Here is a 22,087-nt window from a genome sequence, read left to right as displayed (position 1 = left end):
TCTTTGGGCAAAAAATGCAAGAACCAAACCAAGGCTCCGAAAAGAAGCGGAATTTGCCGATAAAGCCCTGGAGACGGGACAATTCGCACCAGAATGAACTGATTAAACGGTTCACGTGATCGCTTTTGGGGTGCATTCGGGGGCGTTAGTCCACAGAATGCACCAATATGGAGCATAGGTGGTTTCAGGGTTTATCGCACAGCTGGCGGGCATTCGGCTTCTGGCGTTGAAAATGCAAGGTCTTCCGGTGAAGCACCTGTGACGTTGCCTGGCCTGGCGCGGTGCCATTGCTGGCGCAGCCGGCGAGGAGGGCGGATACGGTAATCATTGCAGGTAGAAGTTTGCGCATGGCGTGATGTCCATTGACTGAAGGGACGCCTACCCTGCGTGCTGAGGGGGCGGCGAAATGTCAGCGGCATCTGCTGGTTCTGTATGAAATCGATGAGGCAGCCACGGAAACGAAAACGGCCTCCCGAAGGAGGCCGTTCGTGATCATGTCATCGGCGCCAGGCGCCGATCAGATCAGCAGCTGTAGTACAGCTCGTATTCCAGCGGGTGAACGAAGGTGCGGACCTTGATTTCTTCTTCGCTCTTCAGCTCGATGAAGGCATCGATGAAGTCGTCGGAGAACACGCCGCCCTTGGTCAGGAACGCACGGCCCTTGTCCAGCTCTTCCAGAGCTTCCTTCAGGCTGCCGCAAACCTGCGGGATGTCCTTGGCCTCTTCAGGCGGCAGGTCGTACAGGTTCTTGTCGGCAGCATCGCCTGGGTGGATCTTGTTCTGGATACCGTCCAGGCCGGCCATCAGCAAGGCCGCGAAGGCCAGGTACGGGTTGGCCGATGGGTCCGGGAAGCGAGCTTCGATACGGCGGGCTTTCGGGCTGCCGACGTAAGGAATACGGATCGAGGCGGAACGGTTGCGAGCCGAGTAGGCCAGCATTACCGGGGCTTCGAAGCCTGGGACCAGACGCTTGTAGGAGTTGGTCGACGGGTTGGTGAAGCCGTTCAGGGCCTTACCGTGCTTGATGATACCGCCGATGAAGTACAGGGCGGTGTCGGACAGGCCGGCATAGCCTTCACCCGAGAAGGTGTTCTTGCCGTCTTTCCAGATCGACATGTGCACGTGCATGCCCGAGCCGTTGTCGCCGTACAGAGGCTTCGGCATGAAGGTGGCGGTACGGCCGTAGGCGTCGGCAACGTTGTGCACGACGTACTTCAGTGCCTGTACTTCGTCAGCCTTCTTCACCAAGGTGTTGAACTTGACGCCGATTTCGTTCTGGCCGGCAGTCGCCACTTCGTGGTGGTGAACTTCGACGGTCTGACCCATTTCTTCCAGTGCGTTGCACATGGCGGTACGGATTTCGTGGTCGTGATCGAACGGCGGAACCGGGAAGTAGCCGCCTTTCACGCCCGGACGGTGGCCTTTGTTGCCGCCTTCCACGTCAGCGCCGGTCATCCACGAGCCTTGCTCGGAGAAGATCTTGAACATCGAGCCGGAGATGTCCGACTGGAACTTCACTTCGTCGAAGATGAAGAACTCTGGCTCCGGGCCTGCGAATACGGTGTCACCGATGCCGGTGCTCTTCAGGTACTCTTCGGCGCGCTTGGCGATGGCGCGAGGGTCACGATCGTAGCCCTGCATGCTCGACGGGTCGACGATGTCGCAGGTGATGATCAGGGTCGGCTCTTCGGTGAACGGGTCCAGTACGGCAGTTTCGTCGACCGGCATCAGGATCATGTCGGAAGCTTCGATGCCTTTCCAGCCAGCGATGGAGGAACCGTCGAACATCTTGCCGACTTCGAAGAAGTCGTCTTCCAGCGCATCACGCGACGGCATGGTCACGTGGTGCTGAATGCCTTTGGTGTCCGTGAAACGCAGATCAATCCACTTGACGTCATGATCTTTGATGAGTTGAACCGACTTCGACATGTTGTCCTCCGGATGGTCTAGAGCGCGGTGGGCCGCTGCCCTGGAAAAAGGGTGTTGCCGGGCGCGGATAGTCGGCCAAGCTTACCTGCCTCACAAGGGAGCAAATTGCATGCCAGTGCCCGAAAATGGCGAGGGCGGGATAAAAGGGGGCGTTTGCGAGCATCTGGTGATGGGTTAATGGTGAAAAGTGCACTCTTAAGATGCGAATTTTGGTAGTAGTGCACCAATAGTGTGCACTGGTTGAATATTGTGCGTTCTTTGAGGGCCTCTTCGCGGGTGAACCCGCTCCCACAGGGACCGCACAGGTTTCGAAGGCTCTGACATTCTTGTGGGAGCGGGTTCACCCGCGAAAGGGGCGGCACAGCCAGCGCAAAACCCACTCCCTCTATTTATCTCAAAGCTTCTGATCAAAAGTTGCTCAAATCCTGAGCAATTTCCGCTATAATTCGCGCCCCTCATTTTCGGCAGGCCCTGCGCGCGCTGTTAACCAATGAAACTTATCGTCAAAGTCTTCCCAGAAATCACCATCAAGAGCCGGCCGGTGCGCAAGCGCTTCATCCGCCAGCTCGGCAAGAACATCCGCAACGTGCTCAAGGACCTCGACCCTGAGCTCGTGGTCGATGGTGTCTGGGACAATCTCGAAGTGGTCACCCGCGTCGAAGACGAAAAAGTCCAGCGCGAGATGATCGAGCGCCTCACCTGCACGCCGGGTATTACCCACTTCCTGCAGGTAGAGGAATACCCGCTAGGGGACTTCGACGACATCGTTGCCAAGTGCAAGCAGCACTTCGGTCACCTGCTGGCCGGCAAGCACTTCGCCGTACGCTGCAAGCGCGGCGGCCACCACGATTTCACCTCGATGGATGTCGACCGATACGTCGGCAGCCAGCTGCGCCAGCAGTGCGGAGCCGCCGGCATCGAACTGAAGAACCCGGAAGTGCTGGTGCGTATCGAAATCCGCGACCAGCGCCTGTACGTGATCCACAACCAGCACCAGGGCATCGGCGGCTACCCGCTGGGCGCCCTGGAGCAGACCCTGGTACTGATGTCCGGCGGCTTCGACTCCACCGTGGCGGCCTACCAGATGATGCGCCGTGGCCTGATGACCCACTTCTGCTTCTTCAACCTCGGCGGCCGCGCCCACGAGCTGGGCGTGATGGAAGTGGCCCACTACCTGTGGAAGAAGTTCGGCAGCAGCCAGCGCGTGCTGTTCATCAGCGTGCCGTTCGAGGAAGTGGTCGGCGAGATCCTCAACAAGGTCGACAACAGCTACATGGGCGTGACCCTCAAGCGCATGATGCTGCGCGGTGCCGCACACATGGCCGACCGCCTGGAGATCGATGCCCTGGTCACCGGCGAAGCGATTTCCCAGGTTTCCAGCCAGACCCTGCCGAACCTGTCGATCATCGATTCGGCCACCGACAAGCTGGTGCTGCGCCCGCTGCTGGCCAGCCACAAGCAGGACATCATCGACCAGGCCAACGCGATCGGCACTGCCGACTTCGCCAAGCACATGCCAGAATACTGCGGCGTGATCTCGGTAAACCCGACCACCCACGCCAAGCGCCACCGCATGGAGCATGAAGAGAAGCAGTTCGACATGGCCGTGCTGGAGCGCGCCCTGGAACGCGCCCGGCTGATCTCCATCGACCATGTGATCGACGAACTGGGCAAGGACATCGAAATCGAGGAAGTGACCGAGGCGCTGCCCGGCCAGATCGTCATCGACATTCGTCACCCCGATGCCCAGGAAGACGAACCTCTGGTGCTCGACGGTATCGAAGTCCAGGCCATGCCGTTTTATGCCATCAACAGCAAGTTCAAGCAGCTGGATGCCAACCGCCAGTACTTGCTGTATTGCGACAAAGGTGTGATGAGCCGTTTGCACGCACACCACCTGCTCAGTGAGGGACATGCCAATGTGCGTGTTTATCGTCCGACATAAGACGCCAGGGCTGTATGGCGGCAGCATCCGCCATCGCCCTCCCGACCATCGGGCCCGCTGAGCCTCAAACCGTACATATTCGCCGCCTACACTGGCGGCAACCGAATCCTCTGATCGAGATACAGTTGTGATCGAAAATCTGCGTAACATCGCCATCATCGCCCACGTTGACCATGGTAAAACCACCCTGGTCGACAAACTCCTGCGCCAGTCCGGCACCCTGGAGCGTAACGAGCTCAACGACGAGCGCGTGATGGACTCCAACGACCAGGAAAAAGAGCGCGGCATTACCATTCTGGCGAAAAACACCGCCATCAACTGGAACGGCTACCACATCAACATCGTCGACACCCCCGGCCACGCCGACTTCGGTGGCGAGGTTGAGCGTGTAATGTCGATGGTCGACTCCGTGCTGCTGCTGGTCGACGCCCAGGACGGCCCGATGCCGCAAACCCGCTTCGTGACCAAGAAGGCTTTCGAAGCTGGCCTGAAGCCGATCGTGGTGATCAACAAGGTTGACCGCCCGGGCGCGCGTCCTGACTGGGTTCTGGACCAGATCTTCGATCTGTTCGACAACCTCGGTGCCACCGATGAGCAGCTGGACTTCAAGGTTGTCTACGCCTCGGCCCTGAACGGCATTGCCGGTCTGGACCACACCGAAATGGGCGAAGACATGACCGCGCTGTACCAGTCGATCGTCGACAACGTACCAGCACCGTCCGTTGACCGTGACGGCCCGTTCCAGATGCAGATCTCCGCACTGGACTACAACAGCTTCCTCGGTGTTATCGGCGTTGGCCGTATCGCCCGTGGTCGCGTCAAGCCGAACACCCCGGTTGTCGCCATCGACACCAACGGCAAGAAGCGTAACGGTCGTATCCTGAAGCTGATGGGTCACCACGGCCTGCACCGCGTGGATGTCGAAGAAGCCCAGGCCGGCGATATCGTCTGCATCAGCGGTTTCGACGAACTGTTCATCTCCGACACCCTGTGCGCACCGGATGCGGTAGAAGCGATGAAGCCGCTGACCGTCGACGAGCCAACCGTTTCGATGACCTTCCAGGTCAACGACTCGCCGTTCTGCGGCAAGGAAGGCAAGTTCGTCACCAGCCGTAACATCAAGGACCGTCTGGACAAAGAGCTGCTGTACAACGTAGCCCTGCGCGTTCAGGAAACCGATTCCCCTGACAAGTTCAAGGTATCGGGCCGCGGTGAACTGCACCTGTCGGTACTGATCGAAACCATGCGTCGTGAAGGCTTCGAGATGGCTGTAGGCCGTCCTGAAGTGATCATCCGCGAAGTCGACGGCGTCAAGCAGGAGCCGTTCGAGAACGTCACCATCGACATCCCTGAAGAATCCCAGGGCAAGGTCATGGAAGAGATGGGCCTGCGTAAGGGCGACCTGACCAACATGGTGCCGGATGGCAAGGGCCGTGTTCGCCTGGAATACAACATTCCAGCCCGTGGTCTGATCGGTTTCCGTAACCAGTTCCTGACCCTGACCAACGGTGCAGGCATCCTGACCTCGATCTTCGATCGCTACGACACCATGAAGTCGGGCCAGATGTCCGGCCGCCTGAACGGCGTTCTGGTATCGGTCGAGACCGGCAAGGCGCTGACCTACTCGCTGGAAACCCTGCAGGCTCGCGGCAAGCTGTTCGTTGAACACGGCCAGGAGATCTACAACGGTCAGATCATCGGCCTGAACAGCCGTGACAACGACCTGGGCGTGAACCCGACCAAGGGCAAGAAGCTCGACAACATGCGTGCTTCGGGCAAAGACGAAGTCATCGCCCTGGTACCGCCAGTTCGCCACACCCTGGAACAGGCCCTGGAATTCATCCAGGACGACGAGCTGTGCGAAGTGACTCCTAAGTCGATCCGTCTGCGCAAGAAGATCCTGGACGAAGGCGAGCGTACCCGCGCTGCCAAGAAAGCCAAGAACTGAGTTAGCTCAGGCTGAATGAAAACGCCCCCGGTCGAAAGACCGGGGGCGTTTTTTTTGCCTGCAGGATTTGTGTTGTCTTTGCGGGCCTCTTCGCGGGTAAACCCGCTCCCACAGGTGCTGCACAGGTCTTGAATGTTGTGGTGTACCTGTGGGAGCGGGTTCACCCGCGAAGAGGCCTGAACAGGCTAATGATCAGCGCCCGACAACCTTGGGCTTATAGGCACAATACCCCGGCCGCGGCCCGACCTTGGGGTGGTTGCGGCAGGTATCCGGCCGCTTGTCATAAATGGTGCACAGCCGGCTTTTACGGTCCAGGTACAGGCAGTCATCATTGCTCATCCGGGTCAGGGTGAAGATCCCCGACTTCTGGTTGAAGCGCTCGATGATGCCGTCCTTCTGCAGGCGCTTGGCGATGTTCTTCGGCGGTTCGTCTTTTTCGAACTCGTCGACCACGCCGATACGGATCAGATCCTTGATCTTCACCTCCACCGGCAGGGTGCAGCAGGTCGAATGGCAGCCATGGCACATGTTGCTGGTATAGCGCTGCCAGGTCTCCAGGCGGTCGACTTCGGCCGCGGCGATCAGGGTCGTTTTCATCGTTATGGGGGTGTATCACGGTCTTGGGGCGCGCGATCATACCGGAATTGTTCAATTTATGAACAACCTTTTGCCGGAATCGCAAAGTGGGCATGAAAACTGCGAACGGTAACTGTCACTCCCTGTCGAAGGGTCTAGGCTCAACAGTCTCCCTCCGTTTTCGTCAACTTGCCCGAGGATGCCGCATGTCCCAGGAACCAAAAGCTCGTGACGCCGAGGTGGCCGAATTTCGCGCCGCTGTACTGGACAAGCTGACCTACGCGGTCGGCAAGGACCCGGAGCACGCCTTCGACCACGACTGGTTCGAAGCCATCGCCCTGGCCGCGCGCGATCACATGGTCGATCACTGGATGGACCACACCCGCCAGGCTTATCGCCGCAGCCAGAAGCGGGTCTATTACCTTTCCCTCGAATTCCTCATCGGCCGCCTGCTGTACGACAGCCTGAGCAACCTGGGCCTGCTGGACATTGCCCGCGACGCCCTGGAAGGGCTGGACGTGGACTTGGAGCGCATCCGCCTGCTTGAACCCGATGCCGCGTTGGGCAACGGTGGCCTGGGGCGCCTGGCAGCGTGCTTCATGGAGAGCATGTCGACCCTGGGCATCGCCGCCCACGGCTATGGCATCCGCTACGAGCACGGGCTGTTCCGCCAGGCCATGGTCGATGGCTGGCAACAGGAGCAGACCGAGAACTGGCTGGACTTCGGCAACCCCTGGGAGTTCGAGCGCGCCGAGGTGATCTACCCCATCAGCTTTGGCGGCAGCGTCGAAACGGTGCACGACACCCACGGCCAGCAGCGCCAGGTGTGGTGGCCGGGCGAGACCGTGCGGGCGGTGGCCTATGACACGCCGGTGGTCGGTTGGCGCGGGGCCAGCGTCAATACCCTGCGCCTGTGGCGTGCGCGGGCGCTGGAAGAGCTGCACCTGGAGCGCTTCAATGCCGGTGACCATCTGGGCGCCGTGGCGGAAGTGGCACGGGCCGAAAGCATTTCGCGAGTGCTGTATCCGGCCGACAGCACCGAGGCGGGCCAGGAACTGCGCCTGCGCCAGGAATACTTCTTCGTCTCGGCCTCGTTGCAGGACCTGCTGCGCCGCCATCTGAACATGCACGACAACCTGCTCAACCTGCCGGACGCGGCGGCCATCCAGCTTAATGACACCCACCCGTCGATCGCCGTGGCCGAGCTTATGCGCCTGCTGGTCGACCAGCATGAAATCCCCTGGGATACCGCCTGGGAGCTGACCGTCGGCACCCTGGCCTACACCAACCACACCTTGCTGCCCGAGGCCCTGGAAACCTGGCCGGTAGCGCTGATGGAGCGCATGCTGCCGCGGCACATGCAGATCATCTACCTGATCAACGCCTACCACATCGACGCGCTGCGGGCGAAAGGCCTGCACGACTTCGATGTGTTGCGGGCCGTGTCGCTGATCGAGGAAGACAACGGCCGTCGGGTGCGTATGGGCAACCTGGCGTTCCTCGGTTCGCACAGTGTCAACGGTGTATCGGCGCTGCACAGCAAGCTGATGAAAAGCACGGTATTCGCCGAACTGCACAAGCTCTACCCGCAGCGGATCAACAACAAGACCAACGGCATTACCTTCCGCCGCTGGCTGTACCAGTCCAATCCGCAGCTGACCGCGATGCTGGTAGAGGCACTGGGCCCCGAGCTGCTGGACGACCCCGAAGGGCGCCTGGCCAATCTGGTGCCGTTCGCCGACAAGAGCGGCTTCCGCAAGCAATTCGCCGCGCAGCGCCTGCACAGCAAGCGGGCCCTGGCCAGCATCATCCAGGACCGTCTGGGCGTTACGGTGAACCCCGAAGCGTTGTTCGATGTGCAGGTCAAGCGCATCCATGAATACAAGCGCCAGTTGCTCAACCTGCTGCATACGGTGGCGCTGTACCAGGCCATGCGCAACGACCCCGGTACCGACTGGGTGCCACGGGTGAAGATCTTCGCCGGCAAGGCCGCGGCCAGCTATCACCAGGCCAAGCTGATCATCAAATTGGCCAACGACATCGCCCGGGTGGTGAACAACGACCCGACCGTGCGCGGCCTGCTGAAGGTGGTGTTCCTGCCCAACTACAACGTCAGCCTGGCTGAAAGCATCATCCCGGCGGCGGACCTTTCCGAGCAGATTTCCACCGCCGGTTACGAAGCTTCCGGCACCAGCAACATGAAGTTCGGCCTCAACGGCGCGCTGACCATCGGCACCCTGGATGGCGCCAACGTGGAAATGAGCGAGCAGGTCGGGGCCGACAACATGTTCATCTTCGGCCTCACCGCGCAGCAGGTTGAAGCGCGGCGCCGCGCCGGGGACTTCGGTGCGACGGCGGCGATTGCCGCATCCAGTCGCCTGAACGATGTGCTGCAAGCCATTCGCAGCGGGGTGTTCTCGCCGGATGACCCGTCGCGCTACACCGCCTTGATCGACGGGTTGGTGGCTTATGACCGCTTCCTGGTGTGTGCCGACTTCGATGCCTACTGGGATGCCCAGCAGCGGGTCGAGGACCTGTGGCACAAGCCGCAGGAATGGTGGCGCATGGCGGTGCTGAACACCGCACGGATGGGCTGGTTTTCTTCGGACCGGACCATTCGGGAATATGCCAGCGAGATCTGGAGGGCCTTGGATTGAGGTAAGCCTGCACCGGCCTCTTCGCGGGTAAACCCGCTCCCACAGGGACTGCACAGGCCCTGAATTTTGTGAAGATCCTGTGAGAGCGGGTTCACCCGCGAATGGGCCTCACTCCGACCACCGGCCTGGCGCACGCTGAACTACCGACCTATTGTGCCGTCTGAGAGCCGTGGCGAGTCTCATCACTCGCTAGCCCGCAACTCTCCCTGTAAACTGCGGGGGTTTTTATTCCCCCCATCCTTTCGGAGCCATACATGTCCCGCGTTACCCTGAGTCGCTATCTGATTGAGCAGACCCGCAGCAACAATACCCCTGCCGATCTGCGCTTCCTGATCGAGGTGGTGGCGCGTGCGTGCAAGGAAATCAGCCATCACGTGTCCAAAGGCGCCCTTGGTGGTGTGCTGGGCAGCATGGGCACTGAAAACGTGCAGGGCGAAGTCCAGAAGAAACTGGACGTGATTTCCAACGATATCCTGCTGGAAGCCAACGAGTGGGGCGGCCACCTGGCCGGCATGGCTTCCGAAGAAATGGACAACGCCTACCAGATCCCGGGCAAGTACCCGAAAGGCGCGTACCTGCTGGTCTTCGACCCGCTGGACGGCTCGTCCAACATCGACGTCAACGTTTCGGTCGGCACCATCTTCTCGGTACTGCGTTGCCCTAACGAATACCTGAGCCAGAACGAAACCCTGAACGAAAATGCCTTCCTGCAGCCAGGCACCCAGCAGGTCGCCGCCGGTTACGCCATCTACGGCCCGCAGACCATGCTGATCCTGACCCTGGGCAACGGCGTCAAGGGCTTCACCCTGGACCGCGAACTGGGCAGCTTCGTCCTCACCCACGAAAACATCCGCGTGCCGGAAAGCACCGCAGAATTCGCCATCAACATGTCCAACCAGCGCCACTGGGAAGCCCCGGTTCAGCGCTACGTGGGCGAACTGCTGGCAGGCGAGACCGGCCCGCTGAAGAAGAACTACAACATGCGCTGGATCGCCTCGATGGTGGCCGACGTACACCGCATCCTGACCCGTGGCGGCCTGTTCATGTACCCACGTGACGCCCGCGAGCCGAGCAAGCCGGGCAAGCTGCGCCTGATGTACGAAGCCAACCCGATGTCGTTCATCATCGAACAGGCCGGCGGCGCTTCTACCAACGGTTACGATCGCATCCTCGACATCCAGCCAGAAAGCCTGCACCAGCGTGTGTCGGTAATCCTCGGCTCGAAGGAAGAGGTCGAGCGCGTCACCGCCTACCACAAGGAGTAAGTCATGCTCGCACCTTGGCAGCCGTTGCTGGAGTGGTGGTTCGGTTGGGGCACCAGTCCCCAGGCCGTGGCTGACGAGAAGAGTACGCTGTGGTTCGGCAAGCATCATGATGCCGAGGCCCATGCGCTGTTTGGCGAGCTGGTCGAGCATGCCCTGGCGGGTGGGCTCGACGAGTGGCAGCAAAGCCCGCAGGGCTGGCTGGGCCTGCTGATTCTGCTGGACCAGCTGCCGCGCATGATCTACCGCGACACGCCGCGCGCCTTCGAGGGCGATCGGCGTGCCCAAGTGGTGGCGATGCAAGGTTTGCAGAAAAACTGGGATTACCAGCTGCTGCCGATCCAGCGGGTGTTCGTGCTGCTGGTGCTGGAGCACGCCGAGGTACTGGACTGGCAGAACCTGTGCGTCGAGCGCTACCAGCTACTGCTGGAGGAGCAGCCCGAGGCCAACCGCCGGTTGTTCGAAGGCTTCCTCGACTATGCCGAGCAGCACCAGCGGGTGATTGCCCGTTTCGGGCGCTTCCCGCACCGCAACCTGGTGCTGGAGCGGCCGAGCACCAGCGAAGAGATGGACTTTTTGCTGGAGCCTGGGTCCAGGTTCTGAGATAGCAGGGGCCTGCTGCGCAGGCCATCGCGACACAAGGCCGCTCCTACAGGGGGCGGCTTTTTTATTGGGCGGATGATCAATGCTTTGTGATTAATCGCACAGTAGTGGCCATCCGACCAATGGCGTAGGGATAGAGGAGGGAGGGTAGGGAACCTGGGAGGGTTTTTACCGTCGAAGGTCACTGCAGGCCACTCGCCTGTATCCCCTCTCCAGGAGTGTCCTTCATGTCGTTGCGTTCCCTCGCCCTGTTGTCGCTGTGCGTCGTCCTGACTGCCTGCAGCAAGATCAATCAGGAAAACTATTCCAAGATCAAGGCCGGTATGAACAAGGCCGAGGTCGAGCAGTTGCTCGGCACGCCGACCGAGTGCTCTGGCGCGCTGGGGATGAGCAGCTGCACCTGGGGGGACGAGAAGAGCTTCATCAGTGTCCAGTATGCGGCTGACAAGGTGCTCATGTATTCAGGGCAGGGTCTCAAATGAGGCACCTGTATCTGCTGATGGGGGTATGCCTGGCATTGCTGCTGGGCGGTTGCGCCGGCTCCGTGCATGACCCGCTGGCACCGAAAACCGCAGGCAACATCGACCTCAAGCGCTACCAGGGCAAGTGGTACGAGCTGGCGCGCCTGCCGATGCGCTACCAGACCGGCTGCGAGCAGTCGGAAGCGCACTACAACCTCAGGCTCGATGGTAGCCTCGGCGTGCTCAACCGCTGCCGCACCATGGGTGACGAATGGCTGCGCGCCGAAGGGCATGCGAACATCCAGGAGCCGGGGCACACCGACAAGTTGTGGGTCGAGTTCGACAACTGGTTCACCAAGCTGGTGCCAGGGGTGGCGAGGGGCGAGTACTGGATTCTGTATGTGGATGATCGCTACCGTACGGCGGTGGTCGGCAGCCCGGACCGCAAGCACTTGTGGATCCTGTCGCGTACGCCGACGCTAGCGGCCTGGGAGCGCGAGAATCTGATGTCCAGGGCCCGGCAGCAGGGGTATGACACCAATCGGCTGATCTGGCGTGCGTCGGACCAGCAGATCGTCAAGAGGCACTGAATTTCTGAGGGTTGCTTTGCAACCCATCGCGACACAAGGCCGCTCCTACAGGGGAACGCATATCCCTGTAGGAGCGGCCTTGTGTCGCGATGGGCCGCAAAGCGGCCCCAAAAACTCAGCCCAAAAGCTGGCGCAACACCTCGGCAAACGCGCGCCCGCTTTCCTCTTGCTGTGCATGTTCCCCCTGGCGCACCACCCACTGCCCATTCACCATCACATCCCGCACCTGGCGATCGCCGCCGGCAAACAGCCAGCGGTTGAGAATCGCATCCCCATCGGCCATGGCGATGTAAGGGTCCTGCCCATCGAGCACCAGCCAGTCGGCGCGCTTGCCCACGGCCAGTTCCCCGACCGCCTGCCCCAGCGCCTGCGCGCCGCCCGCCAGCGCAGTGTCATACAGCGTGCGCCCGACCATCGGCTGGTCGCCGCGATACAGGCGGTTACGCCGCTGGTCGCGCAGCCGCTGGCCGTATTCCAACCAGCGCAGTTCCTCCACCACACTCAACGACACATGGCTGTCCGAACCAATGCCCATGCGCCCACCCTGTGCCAGATAGTCCACTGCCGGGAAAATCCCGTCGCCCAGGTTGGCCTCGGTGGTCAGGCACAGCCCGGCTACCGCGCCGCTGCGGGCCATGGCGGTGACTTCATCCGGCTCGGCATGGGTGGCATGCACCAGGCACCAGCGTGGGTCCACGTCCACGTGCTCGTACAGCCACTGCAGCGGGCGCAGGCCGCTCCAGGCCAGGCAGTCGTCGACTTCCTTCTGCTGCTCGGCGATATGGATATGCACCGGGCACTGCTTGTCGCTGGCTGCCAGCACTTCGGCGATCTGCCCGGGCGTCACGGCGCGCAGCGAATGGAAGCACAGACCCAGTTGCTGCGCGGGTTGCGCGGCCAGCAGCGGGGCCAGCTGCGCTTGCAGTTGCAGGTACTGCTCGGTGGAGTTGATGAAGCGCCGCTGCCCCTCATTCGGGGCCTGGCCGCCGAAGCCTGCGTGGCTGTACAGCACCGGCAGCAAGGTCAGGCCAATGCCGCTGTCGGCTGCAGCCGCGCTGATGCGGCGGGACAGTTCGGCCGGGTCGGCGTAGGCCTTGCCGGCCTGGTCATGGTGTACGTAGTGGAATTCGGCCACCGAGGTGTAGCCGGCCTTGAGCATTTCGATATAGAGCTGGCGGGCGATGACCTGCAGCTGCTCCGGGCTGATCTGGCCGACCAGGCGGTACATCAGGTCGCGCCAGGTCCAGAAACTGTCGTTGGGGTTGCCGGCGACTTCCGCCAGCCCTGCCATGGCGCGCTGGAAGGCATGCGAGTGCAGGTTGGGCATGCCGGGCAGCAGTGGGCCGGCCAGCCGCTCGGCGCCTTCGGCCGAAGCATCCGGTTCGATGCGGGCCACGCGGCCATCGCAGGTGACCTCGATGCGGACATTGCTGGCCCAGCCCGTGGGTAGCAGGGCGCGTTCGGCGAAGTAGGCGGACATCGGTGAAAATCCTGTTATTGTTGACTTGTATATACATATACAGGCGTTTGCCTGCCGGGTAAACTGCGGCAAGCTACCGCTCATTCCATTTGCACAAGGATCCAACGCCGTGCCGACACCTCCTGTCTCCGCGCTGGTTGCCCAGATGGGCGAGGGCCCGGCGCCGCTGTACGCCCGGGTCAAACAGATGATCATCCAGCAGATCGACAACGGCAGCTGGCCACCGCATCACCGAGTACCCTCGGAGAGCGAACTGGTCAGCGAGCTGGGCTTCAGCCGTATGACCATCAACCGCGCCCTGCGCGAACTTACCGCCGAAGGCCTTCTGGTGCGCATGCAAGGGGTCGGGACCTTCGTGGCCGAGCCCAAGGGGCGTTCGGCGCTGTTCGAGGTCAACAACATCGCCGATGAAATTGCCGCTCGTGGCCACCAGCATAGCTGCCAGGTGATCACCCTCACCGAGGAAACGGCCGGTTCCGAGCGGGCCCTGGCCCTGGACATGCGCGAAGGCCAGCGGGTGTTCCACTCGCTGATCGTGCATTTCGAGAACGGCGTGCCGGTGCAGATCGAGGACCGCTACGTCAATGCTGCGATTGCCCCCGACTACCTCAAGCAGGACTTCACCCGGCAGACGCCTTACGCCTACCTGTCGCAGGTGGCGCCGCTGACCGAGGGTGAACACGTGGTCGAGGCAATCCTGGCCGAGCCGGAAGAATGCCGCCTGTTGCAGATCGAGCGGGGCGAGCCCTGCCTGCTGATCCGCCGTCGCACCTGGTCCGGCCGCCAGCCGGTGACCGCCGCGCGGCTGATCCACCCTGGTTCCCGTCATCGCCTGGAAGGACGTTTCAGCAAATGAGTCAGCTGCAGTTGTTGCGTGCGCAGGGCTACCCGCGCATGCCGTGGAAGAACGGTGGCGGTTTCACCGAAGAGATTACTCGCGACAATGGCGAGGGCCTGGACGGCTTTGGCTGGCGCTTGTCGATTGCCGATATCGAGGAGTCCGGTGGGTTTTCCACCTTCGCCGGCTATCAGCGGATCATCACCGTGTTGCAAGGCGACGGCATGCGCCTGTTGGTCGACGGCCAGGCCAGCCGGCCGTTGCTGCCGTTCGATGCCTTTGCCTTCAGTGGCGAGAGCCAGGTCAGCTGCAAGCTGCTGGGCGGCGCGATCCGCGATTTCAACCTGATCTATGCACCGCAGCGCTACCGGGCGCGGTTGCAGTGGTTCGATGGCACCAGCCGTTTGTACAGTTCGGCGTCGACGCTGTTGCTGTTCGCGGCCAGCAGCCAGGTCGAGGTGGGTATTGCCGGGCGCGAGGCGCAGCGGTTGGGGCTGTATGACTGCCTGCGGCTGGAGGGCAATGACCAGTTGCTGGGGTTGGATGTGCAGGGGCGGTTCTGCCTGATCGAACTCGTTTCACGTTGAGATAGCCGGGGGCTGCTGCGCAGCCCTTCGCGGGCTTGCCCGCTCCCACAGGTACAGCGCACGCCTTGAAGGCAGTGGAGCTCTCTGTGGGAGCGGGCAAGCCCGCGAAGGGCCGCGCAGCGGCCCCATTTCTTTTGCCATTCAGCGGGAAAGTCCAATTATTTTGGTTGTCCATGCTTGTACATACAAGTAAAGGTGTGTTTGTATATCTACCACGACATACCCGCCCGCGGACGACCGCAGAGGACCTTTCCCGTGACCGACAACAACAAATACCGTGACGTTGAAATCCGTGCCCCACGTGGCAACAAGCTGACTGCCAAAAGCTGGCTGACCGAAGCGCCGCTGCGCATGCTGATGAACAACCTCGATCCACAGGTCGCGGAAAACCCGAAGGAACTGGTGGTGTACGGCGGTATCGGCCGCGCTGCCCGTAACTGGGCGTGCTACGACAAGATCGTCGAGACCCTGACCCGCCTGGAAGACGACGAAACCCTGCTGGTGCAGTCGGGCAAGCCGGTCGGCGTGTTCAAGACCCACAGCAATGCCCCGCGCGTACTGATCGCCAACTCCAACCTGGTGCCGCACTGGGCCAACTGGGAACACTTCAACGAACTGGACGCCAAGGGCCTGGCCATGTACGGCCAGATGACCGCCGGCAGCTGGATCTACATCGGCAGCCAGGGCATCGTCCAGGGCACCTACGAAACCTTCGTCGAAGCCGGTCGCCAGCATTACGGCGGCAGCCTGAAAGGCAAGTGGGTGCTCACCGCCGGCCTGGGCGGCATGGGTGGCGCCCAGCCACTGGCCGCCACCCTGGCCGGTGCCTGCTCGCTGAACATCGAATGCCAGCAGAGCCGCATCGACTTCCGCCTGGAAACCCGTTACGTCGATGAACAGGCAACCGACCTCGACGACGCCCTGGCACGCATCGCCAAGTACACCGCCGAAGGCAAGGCCATCTCCATCGCCCTGCACGGCAACGCTGCCGAAATCCTGCCAGAGCTGGTCAAGCGTGGCGTGCGCCCGGACATGGTCACCGACCAGACCAGCGCCCACGACCCGCTGAACGGTTACCTGCCAGCCGGCTGGACCTGGGAACAGTACCGCGACCGCGCGCAGACCGAGCCGGCTGCAGTGGTCAAGGCCGCCAAGCAGTCGATGGCCGTGCACGTGCAAGCCATGCTCGATTTCCAGAAGCAGGGTGTCCCGACCTTCGACTATGGCAACAACATCCGCCAGATGGCCAAGGAAGAAGGCGTGGCCAATGCCTTCGACTTCCCGGGCTTCGTGCCGGCCTACATCCGCCCGCTGTTCTGCCGTGGCATCGGCCCGTTCCGCTGGGCGGCGCTGTCCGGTGATGCCGAAGACATCTACAAGACCGACGCCAAGGTCAAGGAACTGATCCCCGACGACGCCCACCTGCACCGCTGGCTGGACATGGCTCGCGAGCGCATCAGCTTCCAGGGCCTGCCGGCACGTATCTGCTGGGTTGGCCTGGGCCTGCGCGCCAAGCTGGGCCTGGCGTTCAACGAAATGGTACGCAGCGGCGAGCTGTCGGCACCGATCGTGATCGGCCGTGACCACCTGGACTCCGGTTCGGTGTCCAGCCCCAACCGTGAAACCGAAGCCATGCGCGACGGTTCCGACGCTGTCTCCGACTGGCCGCTGCTCAACGCCCTGCTGAACACCGCCGGCGGTGCTACCTGGGTTTCGCTGCACCACGGTGGTGGCGTGGGCATGGGCTTCTCCCAGCACTCGGGCATGGTCATCGTCTGCGACGGTACCGATGAAGCCGCCGAGCGTATCGCTCGCGTGCTGACCAACGACCCAGGGACTGGCGTAATGCGTCACGCCGATGCCGGTTACGACATCGCCATCGACTGCGCCAAGGAGCAGGGCCTGGACCTGCCGATGATCACTGGCTGATCGCCACGCTTTGGATCGCACCCCACAAGGGTGATACTGAACAACAAGAAGGAGCGCGCAGGCACCTACAAACGGGTCTGCGGCTCCACGCGATTGGAGTAGTAAAGTGACCGAATTGACCCTCAAGCCTGGCACGCTGACCCTGGCCCAGCTGCGCGCCATCCATGCCGCGCCCGTGCGCCTGAAGCTGGACGCCAGCGCCGCGCCGGCCATCGACGCCAGCGTTGCCTGCGTCGAGCAGATCATTGCCGAAGACCGTACCGCCTACGGCATCAACACCGGTTTCGGCCTGCTGGCCTCGACCCGCATCGCCAGCCACGACCTGGAAAACCTGCAGCGCTCGCTGGTGCTGTCCCACGCCGCCGGTGTCGGCGCGCCGCTGGATGACGACCTGGTGCGGCTGATCATGGTGCTGAAGATCAACAGTCTCAGCCGTGGCTTCTCCGGTATCCGTCGCAAAGTCATCGACGCGCTGATCGCCCTGGTCAACGCCGAAGTCTATCCACACATCCCACTGAAGGGTTCGGTGGGCGCTTCCGGTGACCTCGCCCCGCTGGCGCACATGTCGCTGGTGCTGCTGGGTGAAGGCAAGGCACGCTACAAGGGCCAGTGGCTACCAGCCACCGAAGCCCTGGCCGTGGCCGGCCTCGAGCCGCTGACCCTGGCTGCAAAGGAGGGCCTGGCCCTGCTCAACGGCACCCAGGCTTCCACCGCCTATGCCCTGCGTGGCCTGTTCCAGGGTGAAGACCTGTACGCCGCCGCCATTGCCTGCGGCGGCCTGAGCGTTGAAGCCGCACTGGGCTCGCGCTCGCCGTTCGATGCGCGTATCCACGAAGTGCGAGGCCAGCGTGGCCAGATCGACACTGCTGCCTGCTTCCGTGACCTGCTGGGCGACTCCAGCGAAGTGTCGCTGTCGCACAAGAACTGCGACAAGGTCCAGGATCCGTACTCGTTGCGTTGCCAGCCGCAGGTCATGGGCGCCTGCCTGACCCAGCTGCGCCAGGCTGCCGAGGTACTGGGCATCGAAGCCAACGCCGTGTCGGACAACCCGCTGGTGTTCGCTGCCGAAGGTGACGTGATTTCCGGCGGTAACTTCCACGCCGAGCCGGTGGCCATGGCCGCCGACAACATCGCCCTGGCCATTGCCGAAATCGGTTCGCTGAGCGAGCGCCGTATCTCGCTGATGATGGACAAGCACATGTCCCAGCTGCCGCCGTTCCTGGTGGAAAACGGTGGGGTCAACTCGGGCTTCATGATCGCCCAGGTCACCGCTGCTGCCCTGGCCAGCGAGAACAAGGCCCTGTCGCACCCGCACAGCGTCGACAGCCTGCCGACTTCGGCCAACCAGGAAGACCATGTGTCGATGGCCCCGGCTGCTGGCAAGCGCCTGTGGGAAATGGCCGAAAACACCCGTGGTGTGCTGGCCATCGAATGGCTGGGCGCCTGCCAGGGCCTGGACCTGCGCAAGGGCCTGAAGACCTCGGCCAAGCTGGAGCAGGCGCGCCAGGCGCTGCGCAGCGAAGTGCCGCACTACGACCGTGACCGTTTCTTCGCGCCCGACATCGAAAAGGCCGTGGAACTGTTGGCCAAGGGTCGCCTGACCGGCCTGCTGCCGGCTGGTGTGCTGCCAAGCCTGTAATGCCCCCAGGGGCCGCTGTGCGGCCCATCGCCGGCAAGCCGGCTCCCACAGATGGAGATGCGACACACCATCTCTGTGGGGGCTGGCTTGCCGGCGATTGGGCTGCAAGGCAGCCCCCCTCGATCTCACGACCACAAAAACAATTTAAGGACGTGACATGCAACAAGCTCAAGGTCTAAAGCGCGGGCTAAGTGCCCGCCACATCCGTTTCATGGCCCTCGGTTCCGCCATCGGCACCGGGCTGTTCTACGGTTCCGCCTCGGCCATCCAGATGGCCGGCCCGGCTGTGCTGCTGGCCTACCTGATCGGCGGCGCCGCCGTATTCATGGTCATGCGCGCCCTCGGCGAAATGGCTGTGCACAACCCGGTCGCCGGCTCGTTCGGCCACTACGCCAGCACCTACCTCGGCCCCATGGCCGGCTTCATCCTTGGCTGGACCTACGCCTTCGAGATGGTCATCGTCGCCATCGCCGACGTCACCGCCTTCGGTATCTACATGGGCTTCTGGTTCCCGGAAGTGGCCCGCTGGATCTGGGTGCTGGGCATCGTCTTCCTGATCGGCGGCCTCAACCTGTGCAACGTCAAGGTCTTTGGCGAAATGGAATTCTGGCTGTCGCTGCTCAAGGTCGGCGCCATCGTGGCGATGATCCTGGCCGGCCTCGGCATCATGGCCTTCGGCTTCAGCCAGGTAGGCACCGGGCAGGCCGTGGGTGTCAGCAACCTGTTCGACCACGGCGGCTTCATGCCCAATGGCGTGGGTGGCCTGATCGCCTCCTTTGCCGTGGTGATGTTCGCGTTCGGCGGCATCGAGATCATCGGCGTCACCGCCGGTGAGGCCAAGGACCCGCAGCGGGTCATCCCCAAGGCTATCAACGCCGTGCCGTTGCGCATCCTGCTGTTCTACGTGCTCACCCTGTTCGTGCTGATGTGCCTGTTCCCATGGCCGCAGATCGGCAGCCAGGGCAGCCCGTTCGTGCAGATCTTCAGTAACCTGGGCATCGGCTCTGCCGCCGCGGTGCTGAACATCGTGGTGATTTCTGCCGCGATCTCGGCCATCAACAGCGACATCTTCGGCGCCGGCCGCATGATGTACGGCCTGGCCCAGCAAGGCCACGCACCGCGCGGCTTCAGCAAGCTGTCGAAGCACGGCGTGCCGTGGATGACCGTTGTGGTGATGGGTGCTGCGCTGCTGATCGGCGTGCTGCTCAACTACCTGATCCCGGAGAACGTGTTCCTGCTGATCGCTTCGATCGCTACCTTCGCCACCGTGTGGGTGTGGCTGATGATCCTGCTCACCCAAGTGGCCATGCGCCGCAGCATGAGCCGTGAACAAGTGGCCCAGCTACAGTTCCCGGTACCGTTCTGGCCTTACGGCCCGGCCATGGCCATTGCGTTCATGGTGTTCATCTTTGGCGTGCTCGGTTACTTCCCGGATACCCAGGCGGCACTGCTCGTCGGCGTGGTCTGGGTGGTGTTCCTGGTGGCGTCCTACCTGCTGTGGTGCAAGCCGCGCGCAGGGCAGGGCAACCCGGTAGCGGAACCGGCCGAGCTGCACCGCTAAGTACAGGAGTCAATGTATGAGAACCGTCTGGCAGCACTGCCATGTGGCAACCATGGCCGAAGGCCGTTACTCGGCCATCGAGGACGCGGCCATCGTCACCGACGCCGGGCTGATCGAGTGGATCGGCCCACGCGTCGAGCTGGTGTCGGTCGATGCCGAGCGTACGGTGGACCTGGGCGGCGCCTGGGTCACCCCGGGGCTGATCGACTGCCACACCCACGCGGTGTTCGGTGGCAACCGCAGCGGCGAGTTCGAGCAGCGCCTGCAGGGCGTGAGCTATGCCGAAATCGCCGCACAGGGCGGTGGCATCGCCAGCACCGTGCGGGCCACCCGCGCGGCCAGCGAGGACGAGCTGTTCGCCAGTGCTCGCCAGCGGGTCCAGGCGCTGATGCGCGATGGCGTGACCACCATCGAGATCAAGTCCGGCTACGGCCTGGACCTGGCCAACGAGCGCAAGATGCTGCGCGTGGCCCGGCGCCTGGCTGACGAGTTGCCTTTGGCGGTGCGCGCCACCTGCCTGGCAGCCCATGCCTTGCCGCCGGAATACGTCGGCCGGGCTGACGACTACATCGCGCACATCTGCGATGAAATGCTGCCGGCCCTGGCCGCCGAAGGCCTGGTGGACGCAGTGGATGCCTTCTGCGAACACCTGGCGTTCTCCCCGGCCCAGGTCGAGCGGCTGTTCATCAAGGCGCGCGAGCTGGGCCTGCCGGTCAAGTTGCACGCCGAACAGTTGTCGTCGCTGCACGGTTCCAGCCTGGCGGCGCGCTACCAGGCGCTTTCGGCTGACCATCTGGAATTCATGACCGAGGAAGACGCCATTGCCATGGCAAAAGCCGGCACGGTCGCCGTGCTGCTGCCGGGCGCGTTCTACTTCCTGCGCGAAACCCAGCTGCCGCCGATGGACGCCTTGCGCCGCCACGGCGTGAAGATTGCCCTGGCCAGCGACCTCAACCCCGGCACCTCGCCAGGGCTGTCGCTACGGCTGATGCTGAACATGGGCTGCACCTGCTTCCGCATGACCCCGGAAGAGGCCCTGGCCGGTGTCACCGTGCACGCCGCCACGGCGCTGGGCCTGGGCGACAGCCACGGCTCGCTGGAAGTGGGCAAGGTCGCCGACTTCGTCGCCTGGCAGATCGAACGCCCCGCCGACCTGGCCTACTGGCTGGGCGGCGACCTGCCCAAGCGCGTGGTGCGCAAGGGCCACGAGATTTCCAACTGAGTGAGGCACGATGGACAAGGTACTGAGTTTTCACCAGGGCCGCCTGCCGCTGCTGATCAGCATGCCCCATGCCGGCCTGAAGCTGTCGCCGGCGGTACGAGACGGCCTGGTCGATCAGGCGCGCAGCCTGCCAGACACTGACTGGCATATACCACGGCTGTATGACTTTGCCCGTGAGATGGGCGCCAGTGTGGTGGCAGCGGAGTATTCGCGCTTCGTCATCGACCTGAACCGCCCGGATGACGACAAGCCGCTGTACGTTGGTGCCACCACTGGCCTGTACCCGGCCACGCTGTTCGATGGCGAGCCATTGTTCAAGGACGGGCTGGTGCCGACAGGCGAGGAGCGCAAGCAGTATCTGGAGCAGATCTGGCGCCCCTACCACGACACGATTCGTCGCGAGCTGGCGCGGCTGCGCGAGCAGTTCGGCTACGCCCTGCTGTGGGACGCCCATTCGATCCGTTCACTGATCCCGCACCTGTTCGACGGCAAGCTACCGGATTTCAACCTGGGTACCTTCAACGGCGCCAGTTGCGACCCGGCTCTGGCCGAACGGCTGAAAGAGGTGTGCGCCCAGGCCCAAGGCTACAGCCATGTGCTCAATGGCCGCTTCAAGGGCGGGCATATCACCCGGCATTACGGCGATCCGGCCAATCACATCCATGCGGTGCAGCTGGAGCTGGCGCAGAGCACTTACATGGAAGAAGCCGAGCCGTTCGCTTACCGCGAAGACCTGGCACGGCCGACACAGGAGGTGTTGAAGCAGCTTCTGCAGGCAGTGCTGGACTGGGGCAAGGCGCATTACGGGCGGTGAAGTTCGCCAGTAAGAATGGCGACGCGATGCAGGCCATGCGCGTCGC

Annotated in this window: 17 protein-coding genes; 14 read left to right on the top strand and 3 right to left on the bottom strand. The window is 62.7% G+C overall.

Annotated elements, in window-relative coordinates; all coding sequences use genetic code 11:
• Positions 1 to 522: 522 nt before the first annotated feature.
• Positions 523 to 1,929, bottom strand: coding sequence for a type I glutamate--ammonia ligase (gene glnA, locus R9B85_RS10715; protein ID WP_025340936.1), 1,407 nt, complete (start codon positions 1,927 to 1,929; stop codon positions 523 to 525).
• A 490-nt stretch (positions 1,930 to 2,419) separates the two neighbouring features.
• On the opposite strand from glnA, the gene thiI reads away from it, so the two are divergent.
• The gene (gene thiI, locus R9B85_RS10710) at positions 2,420 to 3,874 is read left to right on the top strand and encodes a tRNA uracil 4-sulfurtransferase ThiI (protein ID WP_112249590.1); all 1,455 of its coding nucleotides are present in this window, start codon (positions 2,420 to 2,422) and stop codon (positions 3,872 to 3,874) included.
• 127 nt (positions 3,875 to 4,001) lie between these two features.
• Positions 4,002 to 5,822 (top strand): translational GTPase TypA, encoded by a 1,821-nt coding sequence (gene typA / locus R9B85_RS10705; RefSeq protein ID WP_016712460.1) that lies wholly within the window; start codon positions 4,002 to 4,004, stop codon positions 5,820 to 5,822.
• A gap of 192 nt (positions 5,823 to 6,014) precedes the next feature.
• Here the strand turns inward: typA and R9B85_RS10700 are convergent, their stop codons facing one another.
• Positions 6,015 to 6,419: a YkgJ family cysteine cluster protein gene (locus tag R9B85_RS10700; RefSeq protein ID WP_003259873.1), complete on the bottom strand. Its 405-nt coding sequence runs from the start codon at positions 6,417 to 6,419 to the stop codon at positions 6,015 to 6,017.
• Between the two features lie 185 nt (positions 6,420 to 6,604).
• On the opposite strand from R9B85_RS10700, the gene R9B85_RS10695 reads away from it, so the two are divergent.
• The 5 genes from R9B85_RS10695 to R9B85_RS10675 all read left to right on the top strand — a co-directional run bounded on the left by R9B85_RS10695 (position 6,605) and on the right by R9B85_RS10675 (position 11,971).
• Complete coding sequence (locus tag R9B85_RS10695) at positions 6,605 to 9,055, top strand: glycogen/starch/alpha-glucan phosphorylase (protein WP_112249587.1); 2,451 nt, start codon at positions 6,605 to 6,607, stop codon at positions 9,053 to 9,055.
• A gap of 254 nt (positions 9,056 to 9,309) precedes the next feature.
• On the top strand, positions 9,310 to 10,320 hold the full coding sequence (locus tag R9B85_RS10690) for a class 1 fructose-bisphosphatase (protein ID WP_025340932.1): 1,011 nt from the start codon (positions 9,310 to 9,312) through the stop codon (positions 10,318 to 10,320).
• A 3-nt stretch (positions 10,321 to 10,323) separates the two neighbouring features.
• Positions 10,324 to 10,920: a DUF924 family protein gene (locus R9B85_RS10685; protein WP_112249585.1), complete on the top strand. Its 597-nt coding sequence runs from the start codon at positions 10,324 to 10,326 to the stop codon at positions 10,918 to 10,920.
• Positions 10,921 to 11,147: 227 nt separating this feature from the next.
• A complete protein-coding gene (gene bamE / locus R9B85_RS10680) occupies positions 11,148 to 11,402 on the top strand; it encodes an outer membrane protein assembly factor BamE domain-containing protein (protein WP_003249234.1) in 255 nt (84 codons plus the stop codon).
• Positions 11,399 to 11,971: a lipocalin family protein gene (locus R9B85_RS10675; protein ID WP_112249583.1), complete on the top strand. Its 573-nt coding sequence runs from the start codon at positions 11,399 to 11,401 to the stop codon at positions 11,969 to 11,971. The genes bamE and R9B85_RS10675 overlap by 4 nt, the downstream gene beginning before the upstream one ends.
• A gap of 115 nt (positions 11,972 to 12,086) precedes the next feature.
• Here the strand turns inward: R9B85_RS10675 and R9B85_RS10670 are convergent, their stop codons facing one another.
• On the bottom strand, positions 12,087 to 13,451 hold the full coding sequence (locus tag R9B85_RS10670; protein ID WP_313856969.1) for a formimidoylglutamate deiminase: 1,365 nt from the start codon (positions 13,449 to 13,451) through the stop codon (positions 12,087 to 12,089).
• A 145-nt stretch (positions 13,452 to 13,596) separates the two neighbouring features.
• Here R9B85_RS10670 and hutC point away from each other — a divergent pair, with 145 nt between their 5' ends.
• The 7 genes from hutC to hutG all read left to right on the top strand — a co-directional run bounded on the left by hutC (position 13,597) and on the right by hutG (position 22,041).
• The gene (hutC, locus tag R9B85_RS10665; RefSeq protein ID WP_013974563.1) at positions 13,597 to 14,307 is read left to right on the top strand and encodes a histidine utilization repressor; all 711 of its coding nucleotides are present in this window, start codon (positions 13,597 to 13,599) and stop codon (positions 14,305 to 14,307) included.
• Entirely contained in the window at positions 14,304 to 14,876 is a 573-nt protein-coding gene (locus tag R9B85_RS10660; RefSeq protein ID WP_112249579.1) for a HutD/Ves family protein, read from the top strand. The genes hutC and R9B85_RS10660 overlap by 4 nt, the downstream gene beginning before the upstream one ends.
• Before the next feature lie 255 nt (positions 14,877 to 15,131).
• Positions 15,132 to 16,805, top strand: coding sequence for a urocanate hydratase (hutU, locus tag R9B85_RS10655; RefSeq protein WP_015272106.1), 1,674 nt, complete (start codon positions 15,132 to 15,134; stop codon positions 16,803 to 16,805).
• Positions 16,806 to 16,911: 106 nt separating this feature from the next.
• Positions 16,912 to 18,444, top strand: coding sequence for a histidine ammonia-lyase (hutH, locus tag R9B85_RS10650; protein ID WP_423771015.1), 1,533 nt, complete (start codon positions 16,912 to 16,914; stop codon positions 18,442 to 18,444).
• 157 nt (positions 18,445 to 18,601) lie between these two features.
• On the top strand, positions 18,602 to 20,005 hold the full coding sequence (locus R9B85_RS10645) for an amino acid permease (RefSeq protein ID WP_182328860.1): 1,404 nt from the start codon (positions 18,602 to 18,604) through the stop codon (positions 20,003 to 20,005).
• A 16-nt stretch (positions 20,006 to 20,021) separates the two neighbouring features.
• A complete protein-coding gene (gene hutI / locus R9B85_RS10640; protein WP_215520514.1) occupies positions 20,022 to 21,227 on the top strand; it encodes an imidazolonepropionase in 1,206 nt (401 codons plus the stop codon).
• Between the two features lie 10 nt (positions 21,228 to 21,237).
• Positions 21,238 to 22,041: an N-formylglutamate deformylase gene (hutG, locus tag R9B85_RS10635; RefSeq protein ID WP_207878223.1), complete on the top strand. Its 804-nt coding sequence runs from the start codon at positions 21,238 to 21,240 to the stop codon at positions 22,039 to 22,041.
• Positions 22,042 to 22,087: the final 46 nt, after the last annotated feature.

The sequence above is a fragment of the Pseudomonas sp. NLJ1 genome (genome assembly GCF_049486705.1).
In the GTDB taxonomy this organism is placed as follows: domain Bacteria; phylum Pseudomonadota; class Gammaproteobacteria; order Pseudomonadales; family Pseudomonadaceae; genus Aquipseudomonas; species Aquipseudomonas inefficax.
The sequence above is the reverse complement of the archived record's forward strand: the minus strand, read 5'-3'. Positions and strand labels throughout refer to the sequence as shown.